The sequence below is a fragment of the Cereibacter ovatus genome, from assembly GCF_900207575.1.
Classification (GTDB): Bacteria; Pseudomonadota; Alphaproteobacteria; order Rhodobacterales; family Rhodobacteraceae; genus Cereibacter_A; species Cereibacter_A ovatus.
The window spans coordinates 65,618-88,117 of the sequence record NZ_OAOQ01000012.1; the positions used below are offsets into that span (position 1 = coordinate 65,618).

Genomic DNA, 22,500 nt, shown 5'->3' on the forward strand with positions numbered 1-22,500 from the left:
GGCCGCGCGTTCAGGACGCGACCCGCGCATCCGCGCCTGTAGGAGAAAACGCCGTGGAAATGAACATGCTGCAACTGCGGGGCTTTGGCGGCCTCATCGTTCTTGCGCTGGATCTGTGGGCGCTGGTATCCATAGTCGGCTCCTCGGCTTCAACGGGGAGAAAGGTGCTTTGGGCGCTGATCGTGATCCTGCTGCCGGTGGCGGGCTTCATCCTTTGGCTGTTTCTCGGGCCGCGCGCCGCATCGCGCGGGATCTGATCCGCCCGCGCCGCGGTATTGAGGAGAACGAGTGGATGATCGGGAGAAGATCCTACGGCAAGCCCGACAAGGCTGCCATCGCGGCGCTTGAGACGTTGCACCTGCGCAGCCTTGATGTCCTTGCCGGGTTCGAGACGATGGTGGATCGCGCCGAACCCGCCTTCCGCGCCACGGCCGAGCGTTTCCGCGATCTGCACCGCAGTCAGACCGACGAACTGGCCGAGATGATCTCGCGCTTTGGTCGTCAGCCCGAGATCGACGGCAGCCTGATGTCCACGGTGAACCGGGCGGTGATCTCGTTGCGGTCGCTGATCGATACCATCGACCGTGACGTGCTGGGCCAGATCCAGGACGGCGAACAGCATGTGATCGCTGCGTTCGACGATGCGCTGGGGGCGGGACAGCCGATCGACGTCACCGCTCGCCTGCGGTCGATGCGACGCGAACTGTCGCTTTTGCTGTTCGAGACGCAGGCCGCCGCCTCGACCCGCGACTGATCCACAGCCGCATGAAAACGGCCGGCCCGAAGGCCGGCCTTGATGATCGGGCGCAGGGATGACCTTAAAGGCGGCGCATCCAGTCATCGACCTTGCGTTCGGCGTCGGCCTTGTTGTCCCCGTATTTCTGCTGGATAAGGCCAACCATGCGGTCACGGTTGCCCGCAACCTGTTCCAGCTCGTCGTCCGTCAACTCGCCCCATTTGGCGCGAGCCTGACCCTGAAACTGCTTCCAGCGGCCGGCGATCTGATCCCAGTTCATCACGTTCTCCTTGATTGGCTTGGCTTTTGCGATGCCTGAAGAACGCGCGGGCCGGGTGTGGGGTTCCGATACCGCCCGCTGCCGTTGCGTCACCTGTCGCTGGTTCCGGGGCCGGTTTCGGGCGATGGCGCGTCATTGCGCGCCTCGGCATCCGCCAGCGGACGCACCACGAACCGGACCGAAAGGCTGTGGGTCTGACCGTCCTCGACGATGCGGACCTCGCCGCCGACCTGCTGGGCAAAGCCCGTCAGAAGCTGGGCGCCAAGCCCGGTTCCCGTCGCCAGCGTCTCGGCCGAAGGCGGCTGTTCGCCCACCGTGTTGGTGACCTCAAGCACCGCCGCCGCAGGCCCGTCACGCCAAAGCGCCACATCCAGCCGGGGGACCTGTCCCACAGGGGCACCGGCGTATTTCATCACATTGGTCAGCGCCTCGGTCAGCAACAGCGCCAGCGGCACCGCCTGATCCGGCGTCAGCCGCAGGTCGCGGAAATCGGTATGCACCACGATCCGCCGCCCCGGCCCGGTGGCAAGGTTCACCACCTGCCGCACGATGTCTGACAACAATTCGTCGGCGCGGATGTCGGTCAGGCCGGTGGTCTGGTAAAGCCCGCGGTGAATGGTGGCAAGGCTCATCACCCGATCCTGCAACCCCTTCATCAGCCCCTTCGCCTCGGGGGTGCGGGCCTGCCGCATCTGCATGTTCATGATCGAGGCGATCAGTTGCAGGTTGTTCTTGACCCGGTGGTGAACCTCGCGCAGCAGCACCTCTTTCTGGTGAACCATATCCTCCAGCTCGGCTTCGTCATGCAGGATGGTTTCGGTCATGCGGGCGAACGCCTCGGCCAGATCGCGGATCTCGCGCGGGGCGGTGGCGAAATCCAGCGGATCGACCATCCGGCTGCCCTTCGCAAACGAGGTGATCGCCTTGCGCAGGCTGCGGATGTGCCGGGTCATCAGCCGTTCGGCGGCAAGCCATGCCACCAGCAGGCAGACGAGCCACATCAGCGACGGCAGCGCCAGCGCCGGCAGCGTGGACAGCCGCCGATTGGACTGGCTGTCCGCCGCCCAGGAACCCAGCGTGTAAAGCGTGCCCGCAATGATCGGCACCACGGAAAACACCCGCATCTCGCCATCGGCCGTCTGCGCGGTGAAGGCAAAGCCGCGGTCCATCCCTGCCAGCGCCTTCAGCGCCCGGTCGCGCGGCAGCATGCGCTCTACATCCGCAATCCCGGTTGACGAGGTCAGCACGTCGCCTTCGCCATTGAAGGTCATCAGCACCGGCGAAGCCTGCCCCGGGTCGGTGTCGGTATGGCTGACAAGCGCACTGTGGGGCAGCGAGATTGTCACCAGACCAAGGAAACGATCCCGTTCATCCCGCACCGGATGCGAGGCGATCACGACCGACGTGCCCGAAACCCGCCCCTTCGGATTGACCTGAAGCAACGGCTTGCCCGCAGCCAACGCCGCCTGAGCGGGCGCCGAGCCGGTGAAATCGAACGTCCTGTCGGCCGACGAACACCGCATCTGAAGGTCGGGGCCAAGAAAGCCCACCAGCGTGTAAATGCCGGATTCGCGCGCCACATCCGCCAGCGCCGCCGAGCAGGACCCAGGCTCTGCCAGCAACGGGCGCACCATTTGCGACAGGGCCGCGGCCGCGCCTTGCGCACGCTGGATCATCCGCACCTGATGGTCGGCCGCGCGCATCGTCTCGCCGGTCAGGGCGGCTTCGGACCGGGCTTCAGCCTCGTGCAGGACGACATAGGATTGCACCACAGAAATGGTGCCAAGGGGAAGCAGCGCCACCGCAAGCAGGAACGCCAGACGTGATCCGATCCGGTCCGCGAAGCGGCGGCGCCGCCCGAGCAGCGGTGTCATGCAGCCGTCATCCCGGACCGCGACATCACCGCCATCGTCTGGCCATCGACGCCCGAGAATATCTCTTCGCCCTTTTCAAGGCCCAGCAACTCGGCCAGTCGGGCGCGGGCGCGGTTGGCGCGGCTTTTCACCGTGCCGACCGCCACGCCCATCATCTGCGCCGCATCCTCGTAGGCAAAGCCCGAGGCGCCGACAAGGATCAGCACCTCGCGGTGTTCCGGCGACAACTGGTCGAAGGCGGCCCGGAAGTCGGTAAAGGCCAGATGCCCGTCATGGGCGGGCTTCACGAACAGGCTTGCGGCATGGATGCCTTCGGGGTCGGGCACTTCGCGGCGGTGCTTGCGCTTGTCCGAATAGAAGGTGTTGCGCAGGATGGTGAACAGCCAGGCCCGCAGGTTTGTGCCCTCAGTGAATTTGTCAAAGTTGGTCCAGGCTTTCACGATCGTATCCTGAACCAGATCATCCGCAACGGCGACGTTCCGGGTCAGGCTGATGGCAAAGGCCCGCAACGCCGGCAGGTGTTCAGGCAGTTCGTCGCGCGGATCGCGGTGCCCCGAGGGCGGGCTTTGCTGCACGCTCATGTATCGGTTTCCTTCCGCCGCAACTGGTGAAGCAACTGGGCGAACCGATCGGGAATTTCCTGCACAAGAGCCTCTTCGTAGACGCGCCGAAGATTGTCGTCGATCTGCTGCTGCAACGCCTTGCGGTTCGCATCTTTTGCCTTGTTCCGCGCCATGACCTTCGCCACTTCGGGCGATGCCTTCGGGTCCGTCGATTGCGCCATGGAAACTGCCACGCCTTTTACGAATGTTGATAAGATCCCCGGAACCGAACGTCTCCGGGTGCGTTCGGTTCCCAAGAATGTTGCACACAGGGGATCTTGTATATGACCTCGGACACGACGCCCGACCTTGCCGCTGTGATCGGGACAAGCCTGCCGTATCTGCGCCGCTACGCCCGCGCGCTGACCGGCAGTCAGGAAACCGGCGACCGCTATGCCGCTGCAACCCTTGAGGCCATTCTAGAGGATACGCATATCTTCGACACGACCGAACGCCCGAAGGTGGCGCTGTTTCATGCCTTTCATCTGGTCTGGGCCAGCGCCGGCGCCCCGCTGGGCGAGCCTGACACAAGGCTGTCGCGCCGGGCGCAGGATCATATGGCCCGACTGACCCCCAACACCCGCGAGGCGCTGCTGCTGCACGCGATCGAGGGGTTCCGCCATGACGAGATCGGCGCCATCATGCAGCTTGACGCCACCGAGGCCGCAGAGATGATCGAGATCGCACAGCGCGAAATGGCCCATTCCGTCGCTGGCCGCGTGATGGTGATCGAGGACGAGGCGATCATCGCCATGGATATCGGCGCCATCGTCCGCGAGATGGGCCACAGCGTCACCGGCATCGCCCGCACCCGCACCGAGGCCGTGGCGCTTGCCTCTCGGGCGCGGCCCGACCTGATCCTTGCCGACATCCAGTTGGCCGACCATTCGTCCGGCATCGACGCGGTGAACGATATCCTGAGCCAGTTCGAGGATATGCCGGTGATCTTCGTCACCGCCTTCCCGGAACGCCTGCTGACCGGCAAGCGGCCGGAACCCGCCTTTCTCATTACCAAACCCTATTCCGAGGATCAGGTCCGCTCGGCGGTCAGTCAGGCGATGTTCTTCTCGTCGACCGAGACGCTGAACGCCTGACACACACCCCGCGCGGGCCGGGCATCCGGCCCCCCGGCGCGGGATGGGCCGGAACCGCAGGCGCAAAGCCGCGTTCTACCCGTGTCGGAGCCGCGAGGTTCGCCGCTCCCTTCACTGACGGAGATTTGCCATGTTTCGCAAGACCTTCCTGGCCGCCCTTCTGGGCGCCTTCGTGACTGTGCCGGCCGTGGCCCAGGATGCCCCGCCGATCAAGTCGATCGATGTCGAAGTCTCGCTGACCGATCTGAACACTGCCGAGGCCGCGGCCTATTGGAAGTCGCTGGATACCGATCTTGAAGCCGCCATCGCCGCGCAGCTTGTCGGCCGTCTTGGCGACGAAGGCATGGATCTTCGGATCAACATGCACGAGGTCGAACTGGCCAGTTTCCTTGAGGCGCAGACCGGCGCCGCGGAATCGAAACTGTCGGGCACGGTGAATGTCGTCGACATGACGAACAACACCAATTTCAACACCTTCGGCCTGACGGTGACGATGAATCAGGCGCTGCCCTATCTGCCGCCGGGCACCGACATTCTGGTGATCCCGCGCACCAGCCCCGAGGTCTATGCGGCCATGGTCGCGGCCTTCGCCGCCGCGACCGTGGACCGGATCGACGGCTAAGGCGAAAGCCCCTTGGCGCCTGCGACAAAGACCGGCTGTCAGCCGGTCTTTCCTGTTTTCAGCCCGCAATCCACGGTGGCCATCCTGCCGCGGCCCGCGATGGCCGGACCGGAACGCAAAGCCGCCCCGCCGACCCGGCGTCTTCCGGCAGTCTGCAAAGGGAAAGATCGCGCCACCGACAGGCGAGGGATGGCCCTGACGGTGGCGCTGACCCCGTGGCGGCTTGGGGCAAGGCTTCGGGGAAAGCGCCAGCCAAGGGAGTATCGACGTAACACCCCCACGCCCGCGGGGGTTCCGCAGGTGGCAAAAATTTCAGACGTGCCGGTTTGGCGTTGCGGACCCCGGAGCCTGCAAGGTGCGGTGCCGCGCGAGGATCGCCCTCCGGCGGCAGCAAACGCGACCCGTCGCCCCAATCGGCGCCTGCAAGGTGCGGTCGGCGCACGGGGATCGCCCTCACCCGGCAAAAGGGCCAGCCGATCCGCCTTCAAGCTGCGGCGCCGCGCGGGGATGGACTTCACACCCCCCCGCGCCCCGATCCGTCGCCTGTCAGGGGATGGAATGCCCGGACTGGCTGCGCAACCCCATGACAAGTCCCCCCTTCGCCGGGACAAGCGGGATCAGGCAGGCCTGAACCGCGTGATACAGGTCGGGCTTGCCGTGGAACACCCGCTCGATCGGGCGCAGGTCGGGATCAAGCTCGGCAAACCATCCACCATGTGCATGGTCGATGAAATGGTTGGCAGTGAAATCCCAGATCCGGCGATACCAGTCCTCGAACCGGGTGTCGCCTCCCATCTGCCGCAACACATAGGCCGCCGCGATGCCTTCGGCGCAGGGCCACCAGAAGCGGTCCTCACGGTCGGGGCGGTCGCTCCAGTGCAGAGTGTAGTAGACCCCCCCGCGCCGCCGGTCCCATCCGATGGCGACCGTGTGCAGAAACAGCGCCTCGGCCGCCTCATGCATCCAGCCCTGCGCCTGCCCACCCAACTGCCAAAGCTGGATCAGCAGCCTGCTCCATTCCAGCGCATGGCCCGGCGTGGTGCCCGCGGGGCGGAACATCGGATCGCCGGCATGGTCGCGATCCACGCGCCAGTCCTCGTCGAAATGTTCGGCCACACGCCAGCCTTCCGCCCGGGCATGGCGGTCGATGATCAGCCGGGCGATCCGCTCGGCCATGGTCAACCAGGCCAGATCCCCCGTCGCCTCATAGGCCGCCATCAGCGCCTCGGTCAGATGCATGTTCGAGTTCTGCCCGCGATAGGGGCCAAGCGGCTTCCAGTCCTCGCTGAATTCCTCGCGCGAGGCGCCGGCCGCATCGTCCCAGAACCGCGTGTGCAGAACCTCGGCCACGTCGTGAAGCAGGCGGTCGGCATCGGGATGCCCTGCCACCCGCGCCGAGGCCGCCGCAAGCAGCACGAAGGCATGGCCATAGGCCTGCTTTGTCGGATTCACCGGCCCGTCGTCATCGAAACTCCAGACATAGCCGCCATGGCGCGGATCGCGGTGGCGGGCCCAAAGCGCCTCCATCCCGTGGTCGATCATCCGGTCGGCGCCGGGCAGGCCCAGTTCCTGCGCCATGGTGTAGCAATGCACCATGCGTGCGGTTTCATGGATCTGCCGCACCCGGCCCGCGGGCCCGTCCAGCGGCCGCCCCAGCCTGTCAAGCGGACGAAAGCCCCCGTCGGGGTTCAGTGCCGGACGAAAGAAGTCGAACAGCCCGACCGCCTGATCCAGCAACCAGCGCCGATGCACCGGCCTTTGCGCCCAATCCGTCCCGCCACTTCCGATCCAGCCCATCGCGCCCTCCCTTCGCTTGTTCCCGATATAGGGCGGGGCCGGGCGCGTGGCCACCGGATCAGATCAGCAGATGGTCCAGCAGGGCCGGCAAGTCGTCATGGTGGCTGAACAGCCCGTGATGCGGCAGGTCATGCAGCGGAGCATGGCGATAGCCTTCGGTGAACAGCGCGAACCGCAGCCCTGCCGCCAGCGCAGTCGCGGCGTCGATCTCGGAATCGCCCACGAACAGCACCGGATCGGTATCCAGTTCGGCCGCCGCCGCCAGAAGCGGTGTCGGATCGGGCTTGCGCTGGGGCAGGCTGTCGCCACCGATCACGACCGAGAACAACTCGGACAGGCCGAAATGTTCAAGGATCTTCCACGAGGCCGCCGCCGGCTTGTTGGTGCAAAGCCCGATCTTCCAGCCCGCCCCCGCCAGATGGCAAAGCGCGGCTTCCACACCGGGATAGATCGTGGTCAGCGTCGCCGGGTCGGCCTCGTAATGGCGCATGAAGCGCGCCACCAGATCGGCGTGGCGCGCGGCATCCGGCGCCTCGTGCCGCGCCGCCATCACCCGCTGGAGCAGAACCGGCACACCATTGCCGATGAACCCCGCGACCTGCGCCAACGACAGCGGATCGGCGCCTTCATCGGCCAGCGTCCGGTTCACCGCGGCATGGATGTCGGGCGCGGAATGGATCAGCGTCCCGTCAAGATCGAACACGACGCCCGGCATCACTCCACCCCCACGGTGTCACGCAGCCCCGCCAGCCCACCCAGATCGGAAAAGCAACCCAGCAGCCGGTCCGCGCCCGCGAACTCCTCATGCCGGGTATAAAGCCCGGGCGAGACGATGCAACGCAGCCCCGCCGCCTTCGCCGCCCGCAACCCGTTCACGGAATCCTCCAACGCCACCGCGCGATCGGCCGCCACGCCCAGCCGGCTCAGCGCAAGCTGATAGACCTCGGGCGAGGGCTTCTTTTCCGCCACCATGTCACCCGCGGCGATCACCTCGAATATCTGCGCGGCAGGGCGGCGGAAAATGGCACGGCACAAAGCCTCGACATTGGGCAGACTGGTGGTGGTGGCAATGGCCAGCCGCACCCCGGCCGTCTCGGCCTCGCGGATCACCTCGGCGATGCCGGGCCGCAGCGCGATCTCGCCCTCGGCCATCAGCGCCACATAACGATCGGTTTTCAGCCTGTGGATCTCGGCCACCGGCATCGGCGCCGCATCACCCTTCTGGTGGCGCAGAAAGCGGGTGATGCGTTCCTTCCCGCCGGTGGTGGTCAGCAACTCGCGATAGTCCTCGCGATCCCAGAACCAGTCCACCCCGATCGCCGCGAATGTGTCGTTGAAGGCGCGCCGGTGCAGTTCCTCGGTCTCGGCCAGCGTTCCGTCCACGTCAAAGATGATCGCATCGATCATTTCACACCCGCCATGGCGGCCTTGCGCTCGCTGTCCAGCCCACCCTTGAACACCCGGCTCGCCCGGATGTCACCCTCGGCAATCGTCGACAGCGCCACCGCATCCAGCGGCCCCGCAGACGCGGTGAACAGCCGGTTCGCCTGCCGCAGCCGCGCCCGATCCAGTGCGTTCCGGATCGAGCGTGCATTGGCGAAATGCGGCTGAAGCCGGCGCAACCCGATATACTCCCGCAACGCCACCTGCGCCTCGGCGGTCAGCCGATAGCTCTGATCCGTCAGCATGTGTTCGGCGATCTGGAACAACTCCTCGTCCGAATAGTCAGGGAATTCGATGTGATGCGCGATCCGCGACCGAAAACCGGGGTTCGAGGAAAAGAAATTCTCCATCCGATCCGCATAGCCGGCAAGGATCACCACCAGATCGTCGCGGTTGTTCTCCATCACCTGCAACAGGATCTCTATGGCCTCCTGCCCATAGTCCCGCTCATTGTCGGGCCGATACAGGTAATAGGCCTCGTCGATGAACAGCACGCCGCCCATGGCGCGCTTCAACACTTCCTTGGTCTTGGGCGCCGTGTGGCCGATATACTGCCCCACCAGATCGTCGCGCGTGACAGACACCAGATGCCCCTTGCGCACATAGCCCAACCGATGCAGCAACCCCGCCATCTTCAGCGCGACAGTTGTCTTCCCGGTGCCGGGATTGCCGGTGAAACTCATGTGCAAGGTCGGCGTCTCATGCGCCAGCCCCAGCTTCTGCCGTGCCCGCTCAACCAGCAAAAGCGCCGCCGTCTCGCGAATACGGTCCTTCACGGGTTTCAGCCCGATCAACTCGCGGTCCAGTTCCTCCAGCACCTCCTTCGCACCCGAACCCTCATATTCCGCGCGCAGATCGATACTGTCTGGTGCCACCGTCTCGTCGTTCATCTCGAACTCCGGTAATTCTCGTTTCCTGAGATTAGACCACGGGACCACAGGGAAAAGGCAAACCATTCGTCGCAGGCCGCGATTTCCCTCTTTCATTCTGGCTCAAATATCCCGCGGGGGGTCCGGGGGGCGCGAAGCCCCCCGGCGCCTCCATCCGCCGATCCGCAGGGAGGATCGCGTCAGCGGACGATACTGTGGGTGTAGCGGATCGACCGCCCGTCCACCTCGGTCCGCTCCATCCGGATCTTCGGCTCGACCTTGGGACGGTTGACGATGAAACTCATCGTCACGGTCTCGAAGCCGCGGGTCGAATCGAAGGCGTTGATCCGGATATAGCTGTCGCCCTGCGCCTTGCGGCACTCGTCCAGCTCCATCATCACGCCCTTGGGGTCGCGCAGATCGAACATCGGCATGCCCCACATCTCCCAGTAGGTGTTCCGGGGATGGGGGTCGTCGGTGTATTCCAGGCTCACGGCCCAGCCACGCGACAGGCAGTATTCCACCTGCGCCGAGATCTGCTCGTCCGTCAGGTCCGGCAGAAACGAGAAGCAGCCTTGAGTGATGCGCATCTGAGTGGCTCCTTACATCGAGACCGAGGGCGTCGGCACATAGTCCGACGTATCGGTAGAGGTGTAGTTGAAGGTGATGTTGCCCCAGGTATCCAGCGCCGCTTCCAGCGGCTTGCACCATTTGGCGGCGGCGCGCAGGATCTCGGGGCCTTCCACGTCGATGTTGCGGCCTTCGTTGCGGGCCAGAACCATCGCTTCCAGCGCCACGCGGTTCGCGGTCGCGCCCGCCTGGATGCCCATCGGGTGGCCGATGGTGCCGCCGCCGAACTGCAACACAACGTCGTCGCCGAACAGGCTCAGCAACTGGTGCATCTGCCCGGCATGGATACCGCCCGAGGCGACCGGCATGACCTTGCGCATGTCGGCCCAGTCCTGTTCGAAGAAGATCCCGCGTTGCAGGTCCACTTCGTTCTTCGCTTCGCGCAGCACGTTATAGTAGCCCTGCACCGTCATCGGGTCGCCTTCCAGCTTGCCAACCGCAGTGCCGGCGTGCAGGTGGTCCACCCCGGCCAGTCGCAGCCACTTGGCGATGACACGGAAGCTGACGCCGTGGTTCTTCTGGCGGGTATAGGTGCCGTGGCCCGCCCGGTGCATGTGCAGGATCATGTCGTTCTGGCGGCACCATTCGCTGATCGACTGGATCGCGGTCCAGCCCACGATCAGGTCCACCATCACGATGACCGAGCCGAGCTGCTTGGCGAATTCCGCCCGGCGATACATCTCCTCCATCGTGCCGGCGGTGATGTTCAGGTAATGGCCCTTTACCTCGCCCGTCTGGGCGGCGGCAAGGTTCACGGCCTCCATCACATACAGGAACCGGTCGCGCCAGTGCATGAAGGGCTGCGAGTTGATGTTCTCGTCATCCTTCATGAAATCGAGGCCACCTTTCAGCCCCTCATAGACCACGCGGCCGTAGTTCTTGCCCGAAAGGCCCAGCTTCGGCTTCGTGGTGGCGCCCAGCAGCGGCTTGCCGAACTTGTCCAGCCGCTCGCGTTCCACGATGATGCCGGTCGGCGGACCCTTGTAGGTTTTCACATAGGCGACGGGGAAGCGCATGTCTTCCAGCCGCGCGGCCTTCAGCGGCTTGAAGCTGAACACGTTGCCGATGATCGAGGCCGTCAGGTTCGCGATCGAGCCTTCTTCGAACAGGATCAGGTCATAGGCCACCCAGCAGAAATACTGCCCCGGCGTGCCCGGCACGGGTTCCACCTTGTAGGCCTTGGCGCGATAGCTGTCGCAGGCGGTCAGCCGGTCGGTCCAGACCACGGTCCAGGTCGCGGTCGAGCTTTCGCCGGCCACGGCGGCGGCGGCTTCCACCGGGTCCACGCCATCCTGCGGGGTGATGCGGAACAGCGCCAGCACATCCGTGTCCTTGGGCTGGTAATCGCCATCCCAATACCCCATCTGGGCGTATTTCAGAACGCCGGCCTTGTAGCGTTCCTTGCCTTTGATTTCGGTCGATTTGTTGTCCATGTCTCTCCCTCCCATCAGGCGGCTGTGGCGGCGGCAATCGCCGGGTCAAGCGCGCCGCTCGCATAGCGTTTGGCCATGTCATCCATCGGGATGACGGTGATCTTCGAGGCATTGCCCGCAGTGCCAAACCGCTCGAAGCGGTCGCGCACCAGCGTTTCCATCTCTTTCATCGCGGGGATCAGGAACTTGCGCGGGTCGAACTCTTTCGGGTTTTCCATCGCCACTTTCCGGAACTGGCCGGTCAGCGCCATCCGACAATCGGTGTCGATGTTGACCTTGCGCACGCCATGGCGGATGCCGCGTTCGATCTCCTCGACCGGGACGCCATAGGTCTGGGGCATGTCGCCGCCATATGTGTTGATCAGATCCTGCAATTCCTGCGGCACCGAGGACGATCCATGCATCACCAGATGCGTGCCGGGCAGGCGCTTGTGGATTTCCTCGATCACCGACATGGCAAGGATCTCGCCATCGGGCTTGCGGCTGAACTTGTAGGCGCCGTGGCTGGTGCCCATGGCAATGGCCAGCGCATCGACCTTGGTCGCGCGCACGAAATCCACCGCCTGATCGGGGTCGGTCAGCATCTGGGAATGATCCAGCTTGCCTTCCGCGCCCGATCCGTCCTCGGCTTCGGCCTCGCCCTTTTCCAGGCTGCCCAGCACACCCAGTTCGCCCTCGACCGAGGCGCCGACCCAATGGGCGCATTCGGTCACGCGGCGGGTGATGTCCACGTTGTAGTCATAGCTCGCCACCGTCTTCATGTCGGCTTCCAGCGAGCCGTCCATCATCACCGAGGTGAAGCCGTGCCGGATCGCTGAAAGGCAGGTCGCCTCGTTGTTGCCATGGTCCTGATGCAGGCAGATCGGGATGGCGGGATGCATCTCGGCCAGCGCCTGCACCATGTGGCGCAGCATGATGTCGCCAGCATAGCTGCGCGCCCCGCGGCTGGCCTGAAGGATCACCGGGGCATCGCAGGCCTCGGCGGCCTTCAGGATCGCCAGCCCCTGTTCCATGTTGTTGATGTTGAAGGCCGGCACGCCGTAGCCGCGTTCGGCCGCGTGGTCCAGAAGCTGTCTGAGGGTGATGATCGCCATGACGTCTCCTTGGGGGTCGGATCAGGCCAGCCGGCTTTCGCGCACAAGGCGCTCGATCAGCGGGGTCAGGATCAGTTGCATCGCAAGATCCAGCTTGTTGCCCGGGATCACGATGGAATTGGCGCGGCTCATCCAGGATCCATGGATCATCGAGGTGAGATAGGGGAAATCGATCCCCCGCGGGTTGCGGAACCGGATCACCACAAGACTTTCGTCGGCGGTGGGGATCCAGCGCGCGACGAACGGGTTCGAGGTGTCCACCACCGGCACGCGCTGGAAGTTGATGTCGGTCTTGGTGAATTGCGGTGTGATGCAATGCACATAGGCATGCATCCGGCGCAGGATCACATCGGTGACCGCTTCCGTGGTATATCCGCGATGGGCGCGATCGCGGTGGATCTTCTGGATCCATTCAAGGTTGATGACGGGAACCACGCCGATCTTCAGATCGGCCAGCGCCGCAAGGTTCACCTGCTCGTTCACCACCGCGCCGTGCAGCCCCTCGTAGAACAGCAGGTCGGTGTCGGCGTCGAACTCGCGCCATTCGGTGAAGTTGCCGGGGGCGACGCCGGTTACCGCCGCCTCCTTGTCGTCATGGACATAGGTCCGGGTGCGGCCGCGGCCGGTCTCGGCATATTCGCGGAACACGCGCTCCAACTCATCCAGCGCATTCGCCTCATAAGAGAAATGCGAAAACGTCGCGTCGCCCGCGGCATAGCGGCGGTCCAGTTCGGCCTTCATGTCGGCGCGGTTATAGCGGTGGAAGGCGTCGCCCTCGATCGAGACGGCCTTCACGCCCTCGCGGCGGAAGATCTGGTCGAAGGTGTGCTTGACCGTGGACGTGCCCGCCCCGGACGAGCCCGTGACCGAGATGATGGGATGTTTCTTGCTCATGTGACCTCAGCTCCGGAACAGGCCGCGATTGCCGAAAAGGGCCGACGTTTCCTGCTCCGGCAGGTCATGGTAGGCCGTGATGCGGGCCACCTTCTCGGACGAACCGAAGATGAAGGGGGTCCGCGCGTGAAGCAGCGACGGCGTCTGGCTCAGGATCGGGTTTTCGCCGTCCGTGGCGCCGCCGCCAGCCTGCGTGATGACAAGGGCGATGGGCGCACATTCATAGACATAGCGCAGACGGCCGTTTTCATAGCCTTTCCGGCTGTCGCGCGGATAAAGGAACACCCCCCCGCGCGAGATGATCCGGTGCGCCTCGGCCACCAGCGAGGCCAGCCAGCGCATGTTGAAGTTGCGCCCGCGCGGGCCTTCGGTGCCGGCCACGCAATCGTCGATATAGGCGCGGATCGGCTTCGGCCAGTGCCGGTAATTCGAGGCGTTGATCGCAAATTCGGTCGAGGTTGGTTTCACCTTCACCGCCGGATCGACCAGCACAAAGCTGTTGATGTCCGGGTCCAGCACATATTTCAGCGTGCCGCGGCCAAAGCTGACCACCATGCAGGTCTGCGGGCCATAGATCACATAGCCGCCTGCCAGAAGGTCGCTGCCCGGGCGCAGAAAGCTGGCCTCGGCCTCGGCTTCGGCCGGGTAGATCGCGAAGATCGTGCCGATGGACAGGTTGGTGTCGATGTTCGACGATCCGTCCAGCGGATCGATCGCCACCGCCAGCGTGCCGCCTTCGTTCACCGTGACCACGGTTTCCTGTTCTTCCGAGGCATAGAAGCGGACGGCCGACCCTTCCAGCGCCGTGCAGAACATGTCGTCGGCGATGACATCCAGCGCCTTCTGCCCGTCGCCGTCGGTGTTGGTGCCGCACAGCCCGGCCAGATCCTCGTCGATCCCGCCTCGGGCGATCCGGTGGGCAACCTGCATCGCCACCGAAGCCAGTCGGCCCATCACATCCTGCAACCCGGCAGGGATGGCGTCGGTCTCTTTGGTTGTGGAAAACGGTTTCACTCTTTAGCTCTCCTCCGCCTCACCGGGACACCCTTGCCCATTCGTGGATTTTATGGAATTTAATAAGGCTGAATATATATTCGGAAAAATGTAATGCAGCATCTGGATGCGATCACCTTCAAGCAGCTTCGCGCGCTGAAAGCCGTGGCCGAGACGCGGTCGCTGACGGCGGCGGCGGGTCGTCTGGGCCTGACACCGCCAGCAATTCACAGCCAGATCAAGAACCTGGAAGAACTTTTCGGTGTTCCCCTGCTGCATCGCGGCCCCGGCGCCGAGCCGTTTTCCCCGACCCCGGCCGGCGAGGCGGTGCTGGAAGCCGCGCGCCGGATCGAGGTCACTCTGTCGCAGTGCTCATACCAAGTGATGGCCGCAAGCGAGGGCCGCGTGGGGCAGGTGACGCTGGGCGTGGTCTCGACCGGGCGTTATTTCGCGCCGCGGCTGGTCAAGATGCTGTCGCTTGCCTGGCCCGAGATCCGAATCTCGCTTCGGGTGGGCAACCGCGGGCAGATCATCGACGACCTGTCCCGCCATGTCGTCGATCTGGCGGTGATGGGGCGCCCGCCACGCATGCCAGAAGTCGCCTCGGTCATGCTGGGGCCGCATCCGCACGGGATCGTGGCGCCCCCCGATCATCCGCTGGCCCGGCTGGACGAGGTGCCGGTGGCGGATCTGCTGGCGCAGACCTTCCTTGCGCGCGAGGAAGGCTCTGGCACCCGGCTTCTGATGTCGCGCTATCTGGACCGGCTGGGCGAGGGGCAGGTGGTGGATCTGGTCGAGATGGATTCGAACGAGACCATCAAGGCCGCGGCGATTGCCGGTCTGGGGATCGCCTTCCTGTCACTGCATACGGTGATGGATGAATTGCGCTTCGGCCAGCTTGTGCAACTGAAAGCGGTGGGCCTGCCGATCGAGCGGCACTGGTTTCTGGTGAACCCGATGGATCGGCGGCTGTCGGCGGCGGCGACCCGGCTTCAACAAGAGATCCTTCGGCTTGACGGCGCCTATATCCCCGCCGCCCCGGTGCCGGTCTGACAGGGCAGGGCGGGCCGGCCCGTGGCCTTGGGGACAGGGTCAGACGCCGACATAGCGCGCGAACTGCGGCGCCTCTGGGCCAAGATCGGCGGCGGGCACCATCTCGGCCACCCGTCCGGTTTCGACAAAGGCCACGCGGTCGGCCAGATCAAGAACCGCCTCGGCCCGCTGTTCGACCAGCACGACCGCAACGCCCATGCCGCGCAACGTCCGCACCGTGTCGCGGATCGCCGCGATCATCGAGGGTTGCAGCCCCTCGGTCGGCTCGTCCAGCAGGATCACCTTGGGCTCAAGGCACAGCGCGCGGGCGATGGCCAGCATCTGCTGTTCGCCGCCTGAAAGGGTCGCGGCGGTCTGGCCCAGCCGTTCGCGCAGGCGGGGAAACAGGTCCAGCACCCGATCGCGCGTGGCGCGGCCACGGCCGCGGGTCATCAGCCCGATGTCCAGATTTTCCGCCACGGTCAGCGACCCGAACAGCCGCCGCCCCTGCGGAACATAGCCCACGCCAAGCTGCGGGATCAGATGCGGCGCCAGCGTCTCGATCCGCTGGCCGTCCAGCGTGATGCGGCCGGCCGAGACCGGCACCTGCCCCATGATCGCCCGCAGCATCGTGGTCTTGCCCGCGCCGTTGCGGCCCATGACGCAGGTCACCTCGGAGGGGCGGGCCCGAAACGACAGGCCGCGCAGCACAAGTGCGCGGCCAAAGCCCGCGTCGACGGCATCAAGCGTCAGCATCCCGCCCCCCCAGATAGGCGGCCTGCACCACGGGATTGGCGCGGATTTCGGCAGGCGTGCCGCGTGCCAGCACGCGCCCGTTGCCCAGCACGGTGATGCGGCCGGCCAGATCCATCACCACCTCCATGTTGTGCTCGATCAGCAGGATGGTGGCGGGCAGGCTGCGCACAAGGGCCTTGAAGCTGTCGATCTCGGCCGCGGCCAGCCCTTGCGTCGGCTCGTCCAGGATCAGCAGCCGCGGCGCCAGCGCCAGCCCCATCGCGATCTCCAGCAGGCGCTGGTGGCCATAGGACAGCGCGCCTGCAAGCCGGTCGGCCAGCGCAGCCAGCCCCACCCGGTCCAGCGCCGCCATGGTGCCCGCGCGCAGATCGCGGGCGCCGGTCCGCTGCACCGCCAGCGCCACGTTGTCAAACACCGACAGCCGCGGAAAGACCGAAGTGATCTGAAACGCATAGGCGATGCCGCAGGCCACGCGGGCATGGGCGGGCAGGCGGGTGATGTCGCGCCCGTCGAACCGGATGCTGCCCGCCTGCACCGGAATCCGCCCCGACAACAGGCCCACCAGCGTCGATTTTCCCGCGCCATTGGACCCGATCAGGGCGTGGACTTCACCCGGCTCCAGATCGAAATCCACCCCGTCGATCGCCTTGACCCCGCCGAAATGGCAGATCAGGCCGCGCGCTTCCAGAAGGCTCATGGCAGGCCCCGCAGGCCGCGTTCGCGCAGCGTGCCAAGGATGCCGCGCGGGGCGAACAGGATCAGCCCGATCAGCGCCGCCCCCACCACCGCCTGCGAAGCGGTCGTGACCGAGGACGACAGGTCGATCAGGTAGAACATCAGCGCCGTGCCCAGCAGCGGCCCCAGCACCGTGCCCGCGCCGCCCATCAGCACCCAGATCAGCGGCAGGATGGAATACTGGATCGCGGCAAAGCTGCCGCCGACATAGCCGAACATCAACCCATAGGTCGATCCTGCCGCGCCGGATGCCAGCCCCGACAGCATCAGCGCCAGCAGCTTGGCGCGGAAGGTGTCATAGCCCAGCATCCGCGTGCGTTCCTCGTTCTCGCGCACCGCGACCAGCACCCGCCCAAGGCGCGATCGCACCAGCGCCAGCGTGCCCAGCATCGCGACCGAGACCAGCGCCAGCGCCACGAAATAGCGCGTCGTGGGATCGGCCAGATCAAGCGGGCCAAGGCGACGGGCGGCCCCCGACAGCGTAAAGCCCTCGTCCCCGCCGGTGAAGCCGCCCCAGTAAAGGATCGCCAGATGGAACGCCTGCGCAAACATCAGCGTCACGATCATGAAGGCCGGCCCCGCGGTGCGCAGTGCCAGAAGGCCCACTGCCCCCGCCACCGCACCCCCCGCCACCAGCCCCGCCAACAGCGCCAGCCAAGGCTCCCCGCCGCGATCCACCAGAAGCCCCGTGGCATACATCCCCGCGGCAAAGAACAGCGCATGGCCCAGCGACAACAGGCCGGTATAGCCGAAGGCGATGTTGTAGCCGATGGCATAGACCGCCAGCACCATGATGCGCGCGGCATTGGTGTGGTGATAGGCCGGCAACAGGAACTGCGCCGCCGCCAGCACCGCCAGAACCCCCAGATGCAGGGCAAGCATCCTCATGCCCGCGCCCCGAACAGGCCCTGCGGGCGAAACACCAGCACCAGCGCCACCAGAAGCGTGGCCACGATCTTGGCCAGCGTCGGTTGAAAAAAGGTCGAGATCACCCCGTCCGACAGCCCGATCAGCAGCGCCGCCAGCAGCGTGCCGCGCAGGCTGCCAAGCCCGCCGATGATGACCACGATGAACGACAGAAGCAGCGGATCGCCCCCCATCAGGTAATGCGCCTGCTGGATCGGCACGATCAGCACCGCGGCCACCGCGGCCAGCGCCGCGCCCAGCGCGAAGGTGCCGGCATGCACGCGGGTCACGTCGATGCCGAAGGCGGTGGCGGTCTCGCGGTCGATCTGCGTGGCCCGCATCACAAGACCCGCCCGTGTCCGCGTCAGCATCAGCCACAGGCCAAGCAGCACCGCCGCCGCAGCACCGATCACGAACAGCTTGTAGCCCGACCAGCCGAACCACGGCAGTTGCAGGCGCATCTCGAACGGGGCGGGAACGGGGCGCGCCTCGGGGCCATAGACCGTCAGTGCCGCCTGTTGCAGGATGTAAAGCAGGCCGATGGTGGCGACGATCGTCGCCTCGGGTTCGTGCTTCAGCCGTTTCAGGATCGCCAGATCGGCCAGCGCCGCCAGCGCGGCCACGATCAGCGGGCAGACCACCAGCGCCACCGCGAAGGCCACGGCCGGCGGCCCCGGCACCCACTGGCTGACAAACCACGCCGCCACCGCGCCCAGCATGAAGAACTCGCCATGCGCGACGTTCACCACCCGCATCACCCCGAACACCAGCGATAGCCCCGAGGCCGTCAGCGCCAGCACCGCAGCGCCCACCAGCCCCTCCATCAGGGCCAGCAGCAGGAAGGGGCCGAACTCCATCCTCAGAAGGGCATGGCGGTGTAGTCCACGTCGCTGTCGTAAAGGCTGTCCTCGATGCGGGTTTCGTGAACCTTCACCAGACGGCCGCCGTCAAGCTTCGTGATGAACTGATGCCCGAACGCCTGATGCAGCCGGGCGTTGAACACCTTGGCGCCCTGCGGGCGTTCGCGGCCGGCGGGCATGTCGGTGATGGCCTCGACCGCTTCGACAAAAGCCTGCCGGTCCTGCGGGCCGCGCCAGTTGCAGGCTTCCATCCCCTGCTTGATCGCGAACAGCGTCTCCCAGACCGAGAACATGTGCCCGTAGCACGAGACATTTCGCGGATCTTCGACCGCCGCGCCAGCGTCGTCCACCCCCACGGCCGCGCGGTAAAAGCGTTCGGCGTCAGAGGCGTCGGGTTGCAGCATCCGGCACTGACCTTCCCAGAAATGCGAGCCTTCAAGGAATTGCAGGCCGGGGCTGGCGATGTCCACCGCCTCCAGCGAGTCGATGAAACCGAAGATCTGCGGCCGCGGGCCGGTGCCATAGAACTCGCCCAGTTCCTTGACGAAGCTCAGGACGGCGGGGCCGACCATGACGTGATACAGCACCTCGGTATCGCGGGGGATGCGGGGGAAGTAGCGGGTGAAACTGGTCTCGGTGGGCGGAATGGCGATCCTGGCCACCACCTCGCCGCCCTGCGCCTCGACCGCGGCCGAAAAGAAATCGCGGTGATCGTGGCCAAAGGCATAATCGGGGAAGATCATCGTGACCTTCCGGCCCAGATTCTGCGTGACCCATGGCGCCATCGCCGTCACCTGCGCCCGCACATCGGTGATGCCCGGCTGCAACACCCAGCGGTTCAGCTTGCCCGAGGCGACGTGATAGCCTTCGGAACAGACCAGATACGGGATCTTCAACTCGGCCGCCCGCGGCGCCGAGCCGATCACCACATGGGAAAACAGCGGCCCGAAGATCAGATCCACCCCGGCCTGTGTCGCAAGCTTCTCGACCACCTCGGCGCCGCGGCGGGGGTCGGTCGCGTCATCCTCGAACAGGATCTCGACCGGGCGGCCGCTGATGCCGCCGGCCTCGTTCACCACCTTCAGCGCGGCCAGCGCGGTGCGTTCATACCAGCGGCCATAGGCGGCGCCGATCCCGGTGCGGTGCAACTGAAAGCCCAGCCGGATCGGCTGCGCACTTTGGGCCTGCACAAAGCGCGGCAGGCTTGTCGTGGCCGCAAGCGCGGCGCCGCCGGCAAGGACCGACCGACGGGACAGGGGAAGGGTCAAGGCGCGAGTCATGGACAGTCTCCGCTTGGGCTGGAACCGACAGGCTTTGATACGTCTAGGCAGAACACCCACAGCCCGCGATTTTCAAGCGATAATGCACAAGGCCGCCGGATTGCCGCCGGCCACAGGTGGCGGCGTTGGCAGGCGGCCATTCCGGTCTGGCTGCCGTCAAGGGCGGCACCCCCACTGGTCACGCGGCCGCCATGGCGGAAAACGCTTGCACTTCCCGATGCTGGACCGTGTAGCCTTAGGCTGTGAAGCAAAGGGGGCAAGGTCGGACATGGCGACGCAAACGCGCTGCGGCTGGACCGTGACCGGAATGGACTGCGGATCTTGCGCCGGCAAGGTGCGCGGCGCGGTGGAACGTCTGCCGGGCGTCAGCGGGGTCGAGGTCACGCTGATCGCGGAACGGCTGCGCCTGACGCTGGACGAGGCACTGACCCCCCGCGCCGAGATCGAGGCGGCGATCCGCGCGCTGGGCTTCGGTATCGCGCCCGAGGGCACCCCGCCCGAGCGGCGAAAGGGCTTTGTTCTGCCCGGCGCACTGCCTGAACCCGCACCCGACCCCGAACCCCAGGACATGCCGCCGCCTGCATCCCTTCCGTGGCACCGGACCGCCAAGGGGCGCCTGTTGCTGGTGACGGGTGGTCTTCTGGCCGGGGCGTGGGGGGTGAAGCTGACGGCGGCGGCGGCGCTGGCCGAGGCGGCCTTTGTGCTGGCCTGTCTGATCGGTCTTCTGCCGGTGGCGCGGCGGGCATGGGCGGCGCTTCGCCGCGGGATGCCCTTCACCATCGAGGCGCTGATGACGCTGGCCGCCGGGGGTGCGCTGGTGCTTGGCGCGGCGGAAGAAGCTGCGTTCGTCCTGTTCCTGTTCGCGGTGGGCGAGGTTCTGGAAGGGTTGGCCGCCCAGCGCGCCCGCAGCGGCATCCGCGCGCTGGCCCGGCTTGCCCCCGAAACCGCCCGGCTTGAGGTGGGTGGCGCGCTGCGCGAGGTGCGGGCGGCGGCGTTGCGGGCCGGTCAGGTCGTCCTTGTGCGGGCGGGCGACCGGGTGCCCGCCGATGGGATCATCGTCGAGGGCACCTCGGGTCTTGATGAAAGCCCGGTGACGGGTGAAAGCGTTCCGCGCACCCGTGGCCCCGGCGATGAGGTTCTGGCCGGCACCATCAACACCGAGGCCGCCTTGCGGGTGCGCGTCAGCCGCCCGGCTTCGGACAGTGCGATTGCCCGCATCGTCCGGCTGGTGGAAGAGGCCGAAAGCGCCCGCGCCCCGACCGAGCGTTTCATCGACCGCTTCAGCCGCTGGTATATGCCGTCCATCGTCGGCGTGGCGGCGTTGGTGGCGATCCTGCCGCCGCTTGTCCTCGGCCTGCCTTGGCCGGACTGGAGCTATCGGGCGCTGGCGCTGCTGCTGATCGGATGCCCCTGCGCGCTGGTGATCTCGGTGCCGGCGGCCATCGCCTCGGCGCTGGCGGCCGGCGCGCGGCGCGGGCTGTTGCTGAAGGGTGGCGCGGTGGTCGAGGTCGCGGCCGCCACCACCCGCGTGGCCTTTGACAAGACCGGAACGCTGACCTGCGGTCGTCCCAACGTAACCGCGATCGTCGCGCTGAACGGCGACGAGGATACGGTTCTGGCCCTTGCCGCCGCGGTCGAGATCGGCGCCGCCCATCCCCTTGCCCGCGCCATCCGCGACGAGGCCGCCCGTCGCCGCCTGACCCTGCCGCCTGTGCAGGGCGCCCGGGTTTTGCCCGGCATCGGCGCCGAGGCCGGGATCGACGGCGCCCTTGTCCGCGTCACCGCCCCCCGCAGCGCCGCCGAAGCCGGGGCGCTGGATCAGGAGGCGCTGCACCACGCCGCCCGGCTGGAGAAGGACGGCCAGACCGTCGTCGCCCTGTATCGCGGCGCCGAAGGGCTTGGCCTGATCGCGCTGCGCGACGAGCCGCGCCCCGACGCGGCCGCCGCCCTTGCCCAGTTGCGTGCCATGGGGATCGCGACGGTGATGCTGACCGGCGACACCCCCCGCACCGCCGCCGCCATCGCCGGCCCGCTGGGGGCCGACTGGCAGGCGGGGATGCTGCCGGCCGACAAGCGCGACGCGATCCGGGACATGGGCGCTGGCGTGATGATGGTGGGCGACGGCATCAACGATGCCCCGGCGCTGAAACAGGCCGCGGTGGGGGTGGCGATGGGCTCGGGCACTGACGTGGCGCTTGAAACCGCCGATGCCGCGATCTTGCGCGACCGGGTGACGGATGTTCCAGCGATGGTGCGGCTGGCCCGCGCGGCAATGGCCAACATCCGGCAGAACGTGGCCATCGCACTGGGCCTGAAAGCGGTGTTTCTGGTCACCTCGATCGCCGGCATCACCGGCCTTTGGATGGCGGTTCTTGCCGACACCGGGGCCACCGTCCTTGTCACGCTGAATGCGCTGCGCCTGTTGCGCTTTGACCCCGAACGCGACACGAGCCCGCCCGCCTGATCGCCCCCGTCGCGTTGCGCCTGATGACAGGCCACGCTGGGCCAACCGCTTGCGCAAGATCAAGGCGCGCCGGGCGGTCTGGCGTCAGGCAGGGGCGGCAAAAGGG

24 protein-coding genes are annotated in these 22,500 nt (G+C 66.3%); 6 read left to right on the plus strand and 18 right to left on the minus strand.

Going from position 1 to position 22,500, the window contains the following annotated elements:
- Positions 1-53: 53 nt before the first annotated feature.
- Positions 54-257, plus strand: a complete 204-nt coding sequence (locus CRO07_RS12715; protein ID WP_097031066.1) for a PLD nuclease N-terminal domain-containing protein — start codon at positions 54-56, stop codon at positions 255-257.
- Positions 258-292: 35 nt separating this feature from the next.
- On the plus strand, positions 293-754 hold the full coding sequence (locus CRO07_RS12720; RefSeq protein ID WP_097031067.1) for a ferritin-like domain-containing protein: 462 nt from the start codon (positions 293-295) through the stop codon (positions 752-754).
- A gap of 64 nt (positions 755-818) precedes the next feature.
- Here the strand turns inward: CRO07_RS12720 and CRO07_RS12725 are convergent, their stop codons facing one another.
- The 4 genes from CRO07_RS12725 to CRO07_RS12740 form a co-directional block, all read right to left on the minus strand.
- Positions 819-1,016 carry a CsbD family protein gene (locus CRO07_RS12725; RefSeq protein WP_097031068.1) on the minus strand — a complete coding sequence of 66 codons (198 nt, stop codon included), beginning with the start codon at positions 1,014-1,016 and terminating at the stop codon, positions 819-821.
- An 89-nt stretch (positions 1,017-1,105) separates the two neighbouring features.
- Positions 1,106-2,890: a sensor histidine kinase gene (locus CRO07_RS12730; protein ID WP_097031069.1), complete on the minus strand. Its 1,785-nt coding sequence runs from the start codon at positions 2,888-2,890 to the stop codon at positions 1,106-1,108.
- On the minus strand, positions 2,887-3,471 hold the full coding sequence (locus tag CRO07_RS12735; protein ID WP_097031070.1) for an RNA polymerase sigma factor: 585 nt from the start codon (positions 3,469-3,471) through the stop codon (positions 2,887-2,889). The genes CRO07_RS12730 and CRO07_RS12735 overlap by 4 nt, the downstream gene beginning before the upstream one ends.
- A complete protein-coding gene (locus CRO07_RS12740; RefSeq protein WP_097031071.1) occupies positions 3,468-3,674 on the minus strand; it encodes a NepR family anti-sigma factor in 207 nt (68 codons plus the stop codon). The genes CRO07_RS12735 and CRO07_RS12740 overlap by 4 nt, the downstream gene beginning before the upstream one ends.
- Before the next feature lie 102 nt (positions 3,675-3,776).
- On the opposite strand from CRO07_RS12740, the gene CRO07_RS12745 reads away from it, so the two are divergent.
- Together CRO07_RS12745 and CRO07_RS12750 are read left to right on the plus strand one after the other, a co-directional pair.
- A complete protein-coding gene (locus CRO07_RS12745; protein WP_097031072.1) occupies positions 3,777-4,586 on the plus strand; it encodes a response regulator in 810 nt (269 codons plus the stop codon).
- Positions 4,587-4,716: 130 nt separating this feature from the next.
- A complete protein-coding gene (locus CRO07_RS12750) occupies positions 4,717-5,208 on the plus strand; it encodes a hypothetical protein (RefSeq protein ID WP_097031073.1) in 492 nt (163 codons plus the stop codon).
- Positions 5,209-5,754: 546 nt separating this feature from the next.
- On the opposite strand, the gene CRO07_RS12755 is transcribed toward CRO07_RS12750, so the two are convergent.
- The 9 genes from CRO07_RS12755 to CRO07_RS12795 all read right to left on the minus strand — a co-directional run bounded on the left by CRO07_RS12755 (position 5,755) and on the right by CRO07_RS12795 (position 14,382).
- Positions 5,755-7,005: an AGE family epimerase/isomerase gene (locus CRO07_RS12755; protein WP_097031074.1), complete on the minus strand. Its 1,251-nt coding sequence runs from the start codon at positions 7,003-7,005 to the stop codon at positions 5,755-5,757.
- A gap of 58 nt (positions 7,006-7,063) precedes the next feature.
- A complete protein-coding gene (gene gph / locus CRO07_RS12760) occupies positions 7,064-7,720 on the minus strand; it encodes a phosphoglycolate phosphatase (RefSeq protein WP_097031075.1) in 657 nt (218 codons plus the stop codon).
- Positions 7,720-8,412 carry an HAD family hydrolase gene (locus CRO07_RS12765; protein ID WP_097031076.1) on the minus strand — a complete coding sequence of 231 codons (693 nt, stop codon included), beginning with the start codon at positions 8,410-8,412 and terminating at the stop codon, positions 7,720-7,722. Before CRO07_RS12765 ends, gph begins: the two co-directional genes overlap by 1 nt.
- On the minus strand, positions 8,409-9,338 hold the full coding sequence (gene cbbX, locus CRO07_RS12770) for a CbbX protein (RefSeq protein WP_097031077.1): 930 nt from the start codon (positions 9,336-9,338) through the stop codon (positions 8,409-8,411). The genes CRO07_RS12765 and cbbX overlap by 4 nt, the downstream gene beginning before the upstream one ends.
- A 179-nt stretch (positions 9,339-9,517) precedes the next feature.
- Positions 9,518-9,907, minus strand: a complete 390-nt coding sequence (locus CRO07_RS12775; RefSeq protein ID WP_097031078.1) for a ribulose bisphosphate carboxylase small subunit — start codon at positions 9,905-9,907, stop codon at positions 9,518-9,520.
- Positions 9,908-9,919: 12 nt separating this feature from the next.
- The gene (locus tag CRO07_RS12780; protein ID WP_097031079.1) at positions 9,920-11,380 is read right to left on the minus strand and encodes a form I ribulose bisphosphate carboxylase large subunit; all 1,461 of its coding nucleotides are present in this window, start codon (positions 11,378-11,380) and stop codon (positions 9,920-9,922) included.
- A gap of 14 nt (positions 11,381-11,394) precedes the next feature.
- Positions 11,395-12,474 (minus strand): class II fructose-bisphosphate aldolase, encoded by a 1,080-nt coding sequence (gene fba / locus CRO07_RS12785; protein WP_097031080.1) that lies wholly within the window; start codon positions 12,472-12,474, stop codon positions 11,395-11,397.
- 21 nt (positions 12,475-12,495) lie between these two features.
- A complete protein-coding gene (locus tag CRO07_RS12790; RefSeq protein WP_097031081.1) occupies positions 12,496-13,368 on the minus strand; it encodes a phosphoribulokinase in 873 nt (290 codons plus the stop codon).
- 6 nt (positions 13,369-13,374) lie between these two features.
- The gene (locus CRO07_RS12795; protein WP_097031082.1) at positions 13,375-14,382 is read right to left on the minus strand and encodes a class 1 fructose-bisphosphatase; all 1,008 of its coding nucleotides are present in this window, start codon (positions 14,380-14,382) and stop codon (positions 13,375-13,377) included.
- Positions 14,383-14,475: 93 nt separating this feature from the next.
- Between CRO07_RS12795 and cbbR the strand changes: the two genes are divergently transcribed.
- On the plus strand, positions 14,476-15,414 hold the full coding sequence (cbbR, locus tag CRO07_RS12800) for a LysR family regulator CbbR (protein ID WP_097031083.1): 939 nt from the start codon (positions 14,476-14,478) through the stop codon (positions 15,412-15,414).
- A gap of 39 nt (positions 15,415-15,453) precedes the next feature.
- Here the strand turns inward: cbbR and CRO07_RS12805 are convergent, their stop codons facing one another.
- The 5 genes from CRO07_RS12805 to CRO07_RS12825 are packed head-to-tail and all read right to left on the minus strand — an operon-like array spanning position 15,454 to position 19,930.
- A complete protein-coding gene (locus CRO07_RS12805) occupies positions 15,454-16,149 on the minus strand; it encodes an ABC transporter ATP-binding protein (protein WP_097031084.1) in 696 nt (231 codons plus the stop codon).
- Positions 16,136-16,846 carry an ABC transporter ATP-binding protein gene (locus tag CRO07_RS12810; protein WP_097031085.1) on the minus strand — a complete coding sequence of 237 codons (711 nt, stop codon included), beginning with the start codon at positions 16,844-16,846 and terminating at the stop codon, positions 16,136-16,138. The genes CRO07_RS12805 and CRO07_RS12810 overlap by 14 nt, the downstream gene beginning before the upstream one ends.
- Positions 16,843-17,772, minus strand: a complete 930-nt coding sequence (locus tag CRO07_RS12815; RefSeq protein ID WP_097031086.1) for a branched-chain amino acid ABC transporter permease — start codon at positions 17,770-17,772, stop codon at positions 16,843-16,845. Before CRO07_RS12815 ends, CRO07_RS12810 begins: the two co-directional genes overlap by 4 nt.
- The gene (locus CRO07_RS12820) at positions 17,769-18,647 is read right to left on the minus strand and encodes a branched-chain amino acid ABC transporter permease (protein WP_097031087.1); all 879 of its coding nucleotides are present in this window, start codon (positions 18,645-18,647) and stop codon (positions 17,769-17,771) included. Before CRO07_RS12820 ends, CRO07_RS12815 begins: the two co-directional genes overlap by 4 nt.
- Positions 18,648-18,649: 2 nt before the next feature.
- Positions 18,650-19,930, minus strand: coding sequence for an ABC transporter substrate-binding protein (locus tag CRO07_RS12825; RefSeq protein ID WP_097031088.1), 1,281 nt, complete (start codon positions 19,928-19,930; stop codon positions 18,650-18,652).
- Positions 19,931-20,198: 268 nt separating this feature from the next.
- Here CRO07_RS12825 and CRO07_RS12830 point away from each other — a divergent pair, with 268 nt between their 5' ends.
- Positions 20,199-22,394, plus strand: a complete 2,196-nt coding sequence (locus tag CRO07_RS12830) for a heavy metal translocating P-type ATPase (protein WP_097031089.1) — start codon at positions 20,199-20,201, stop codon at positions 22,392-22,394.
- Positions 22,395-22,500 lie beyond the last annotated feature (106 nt).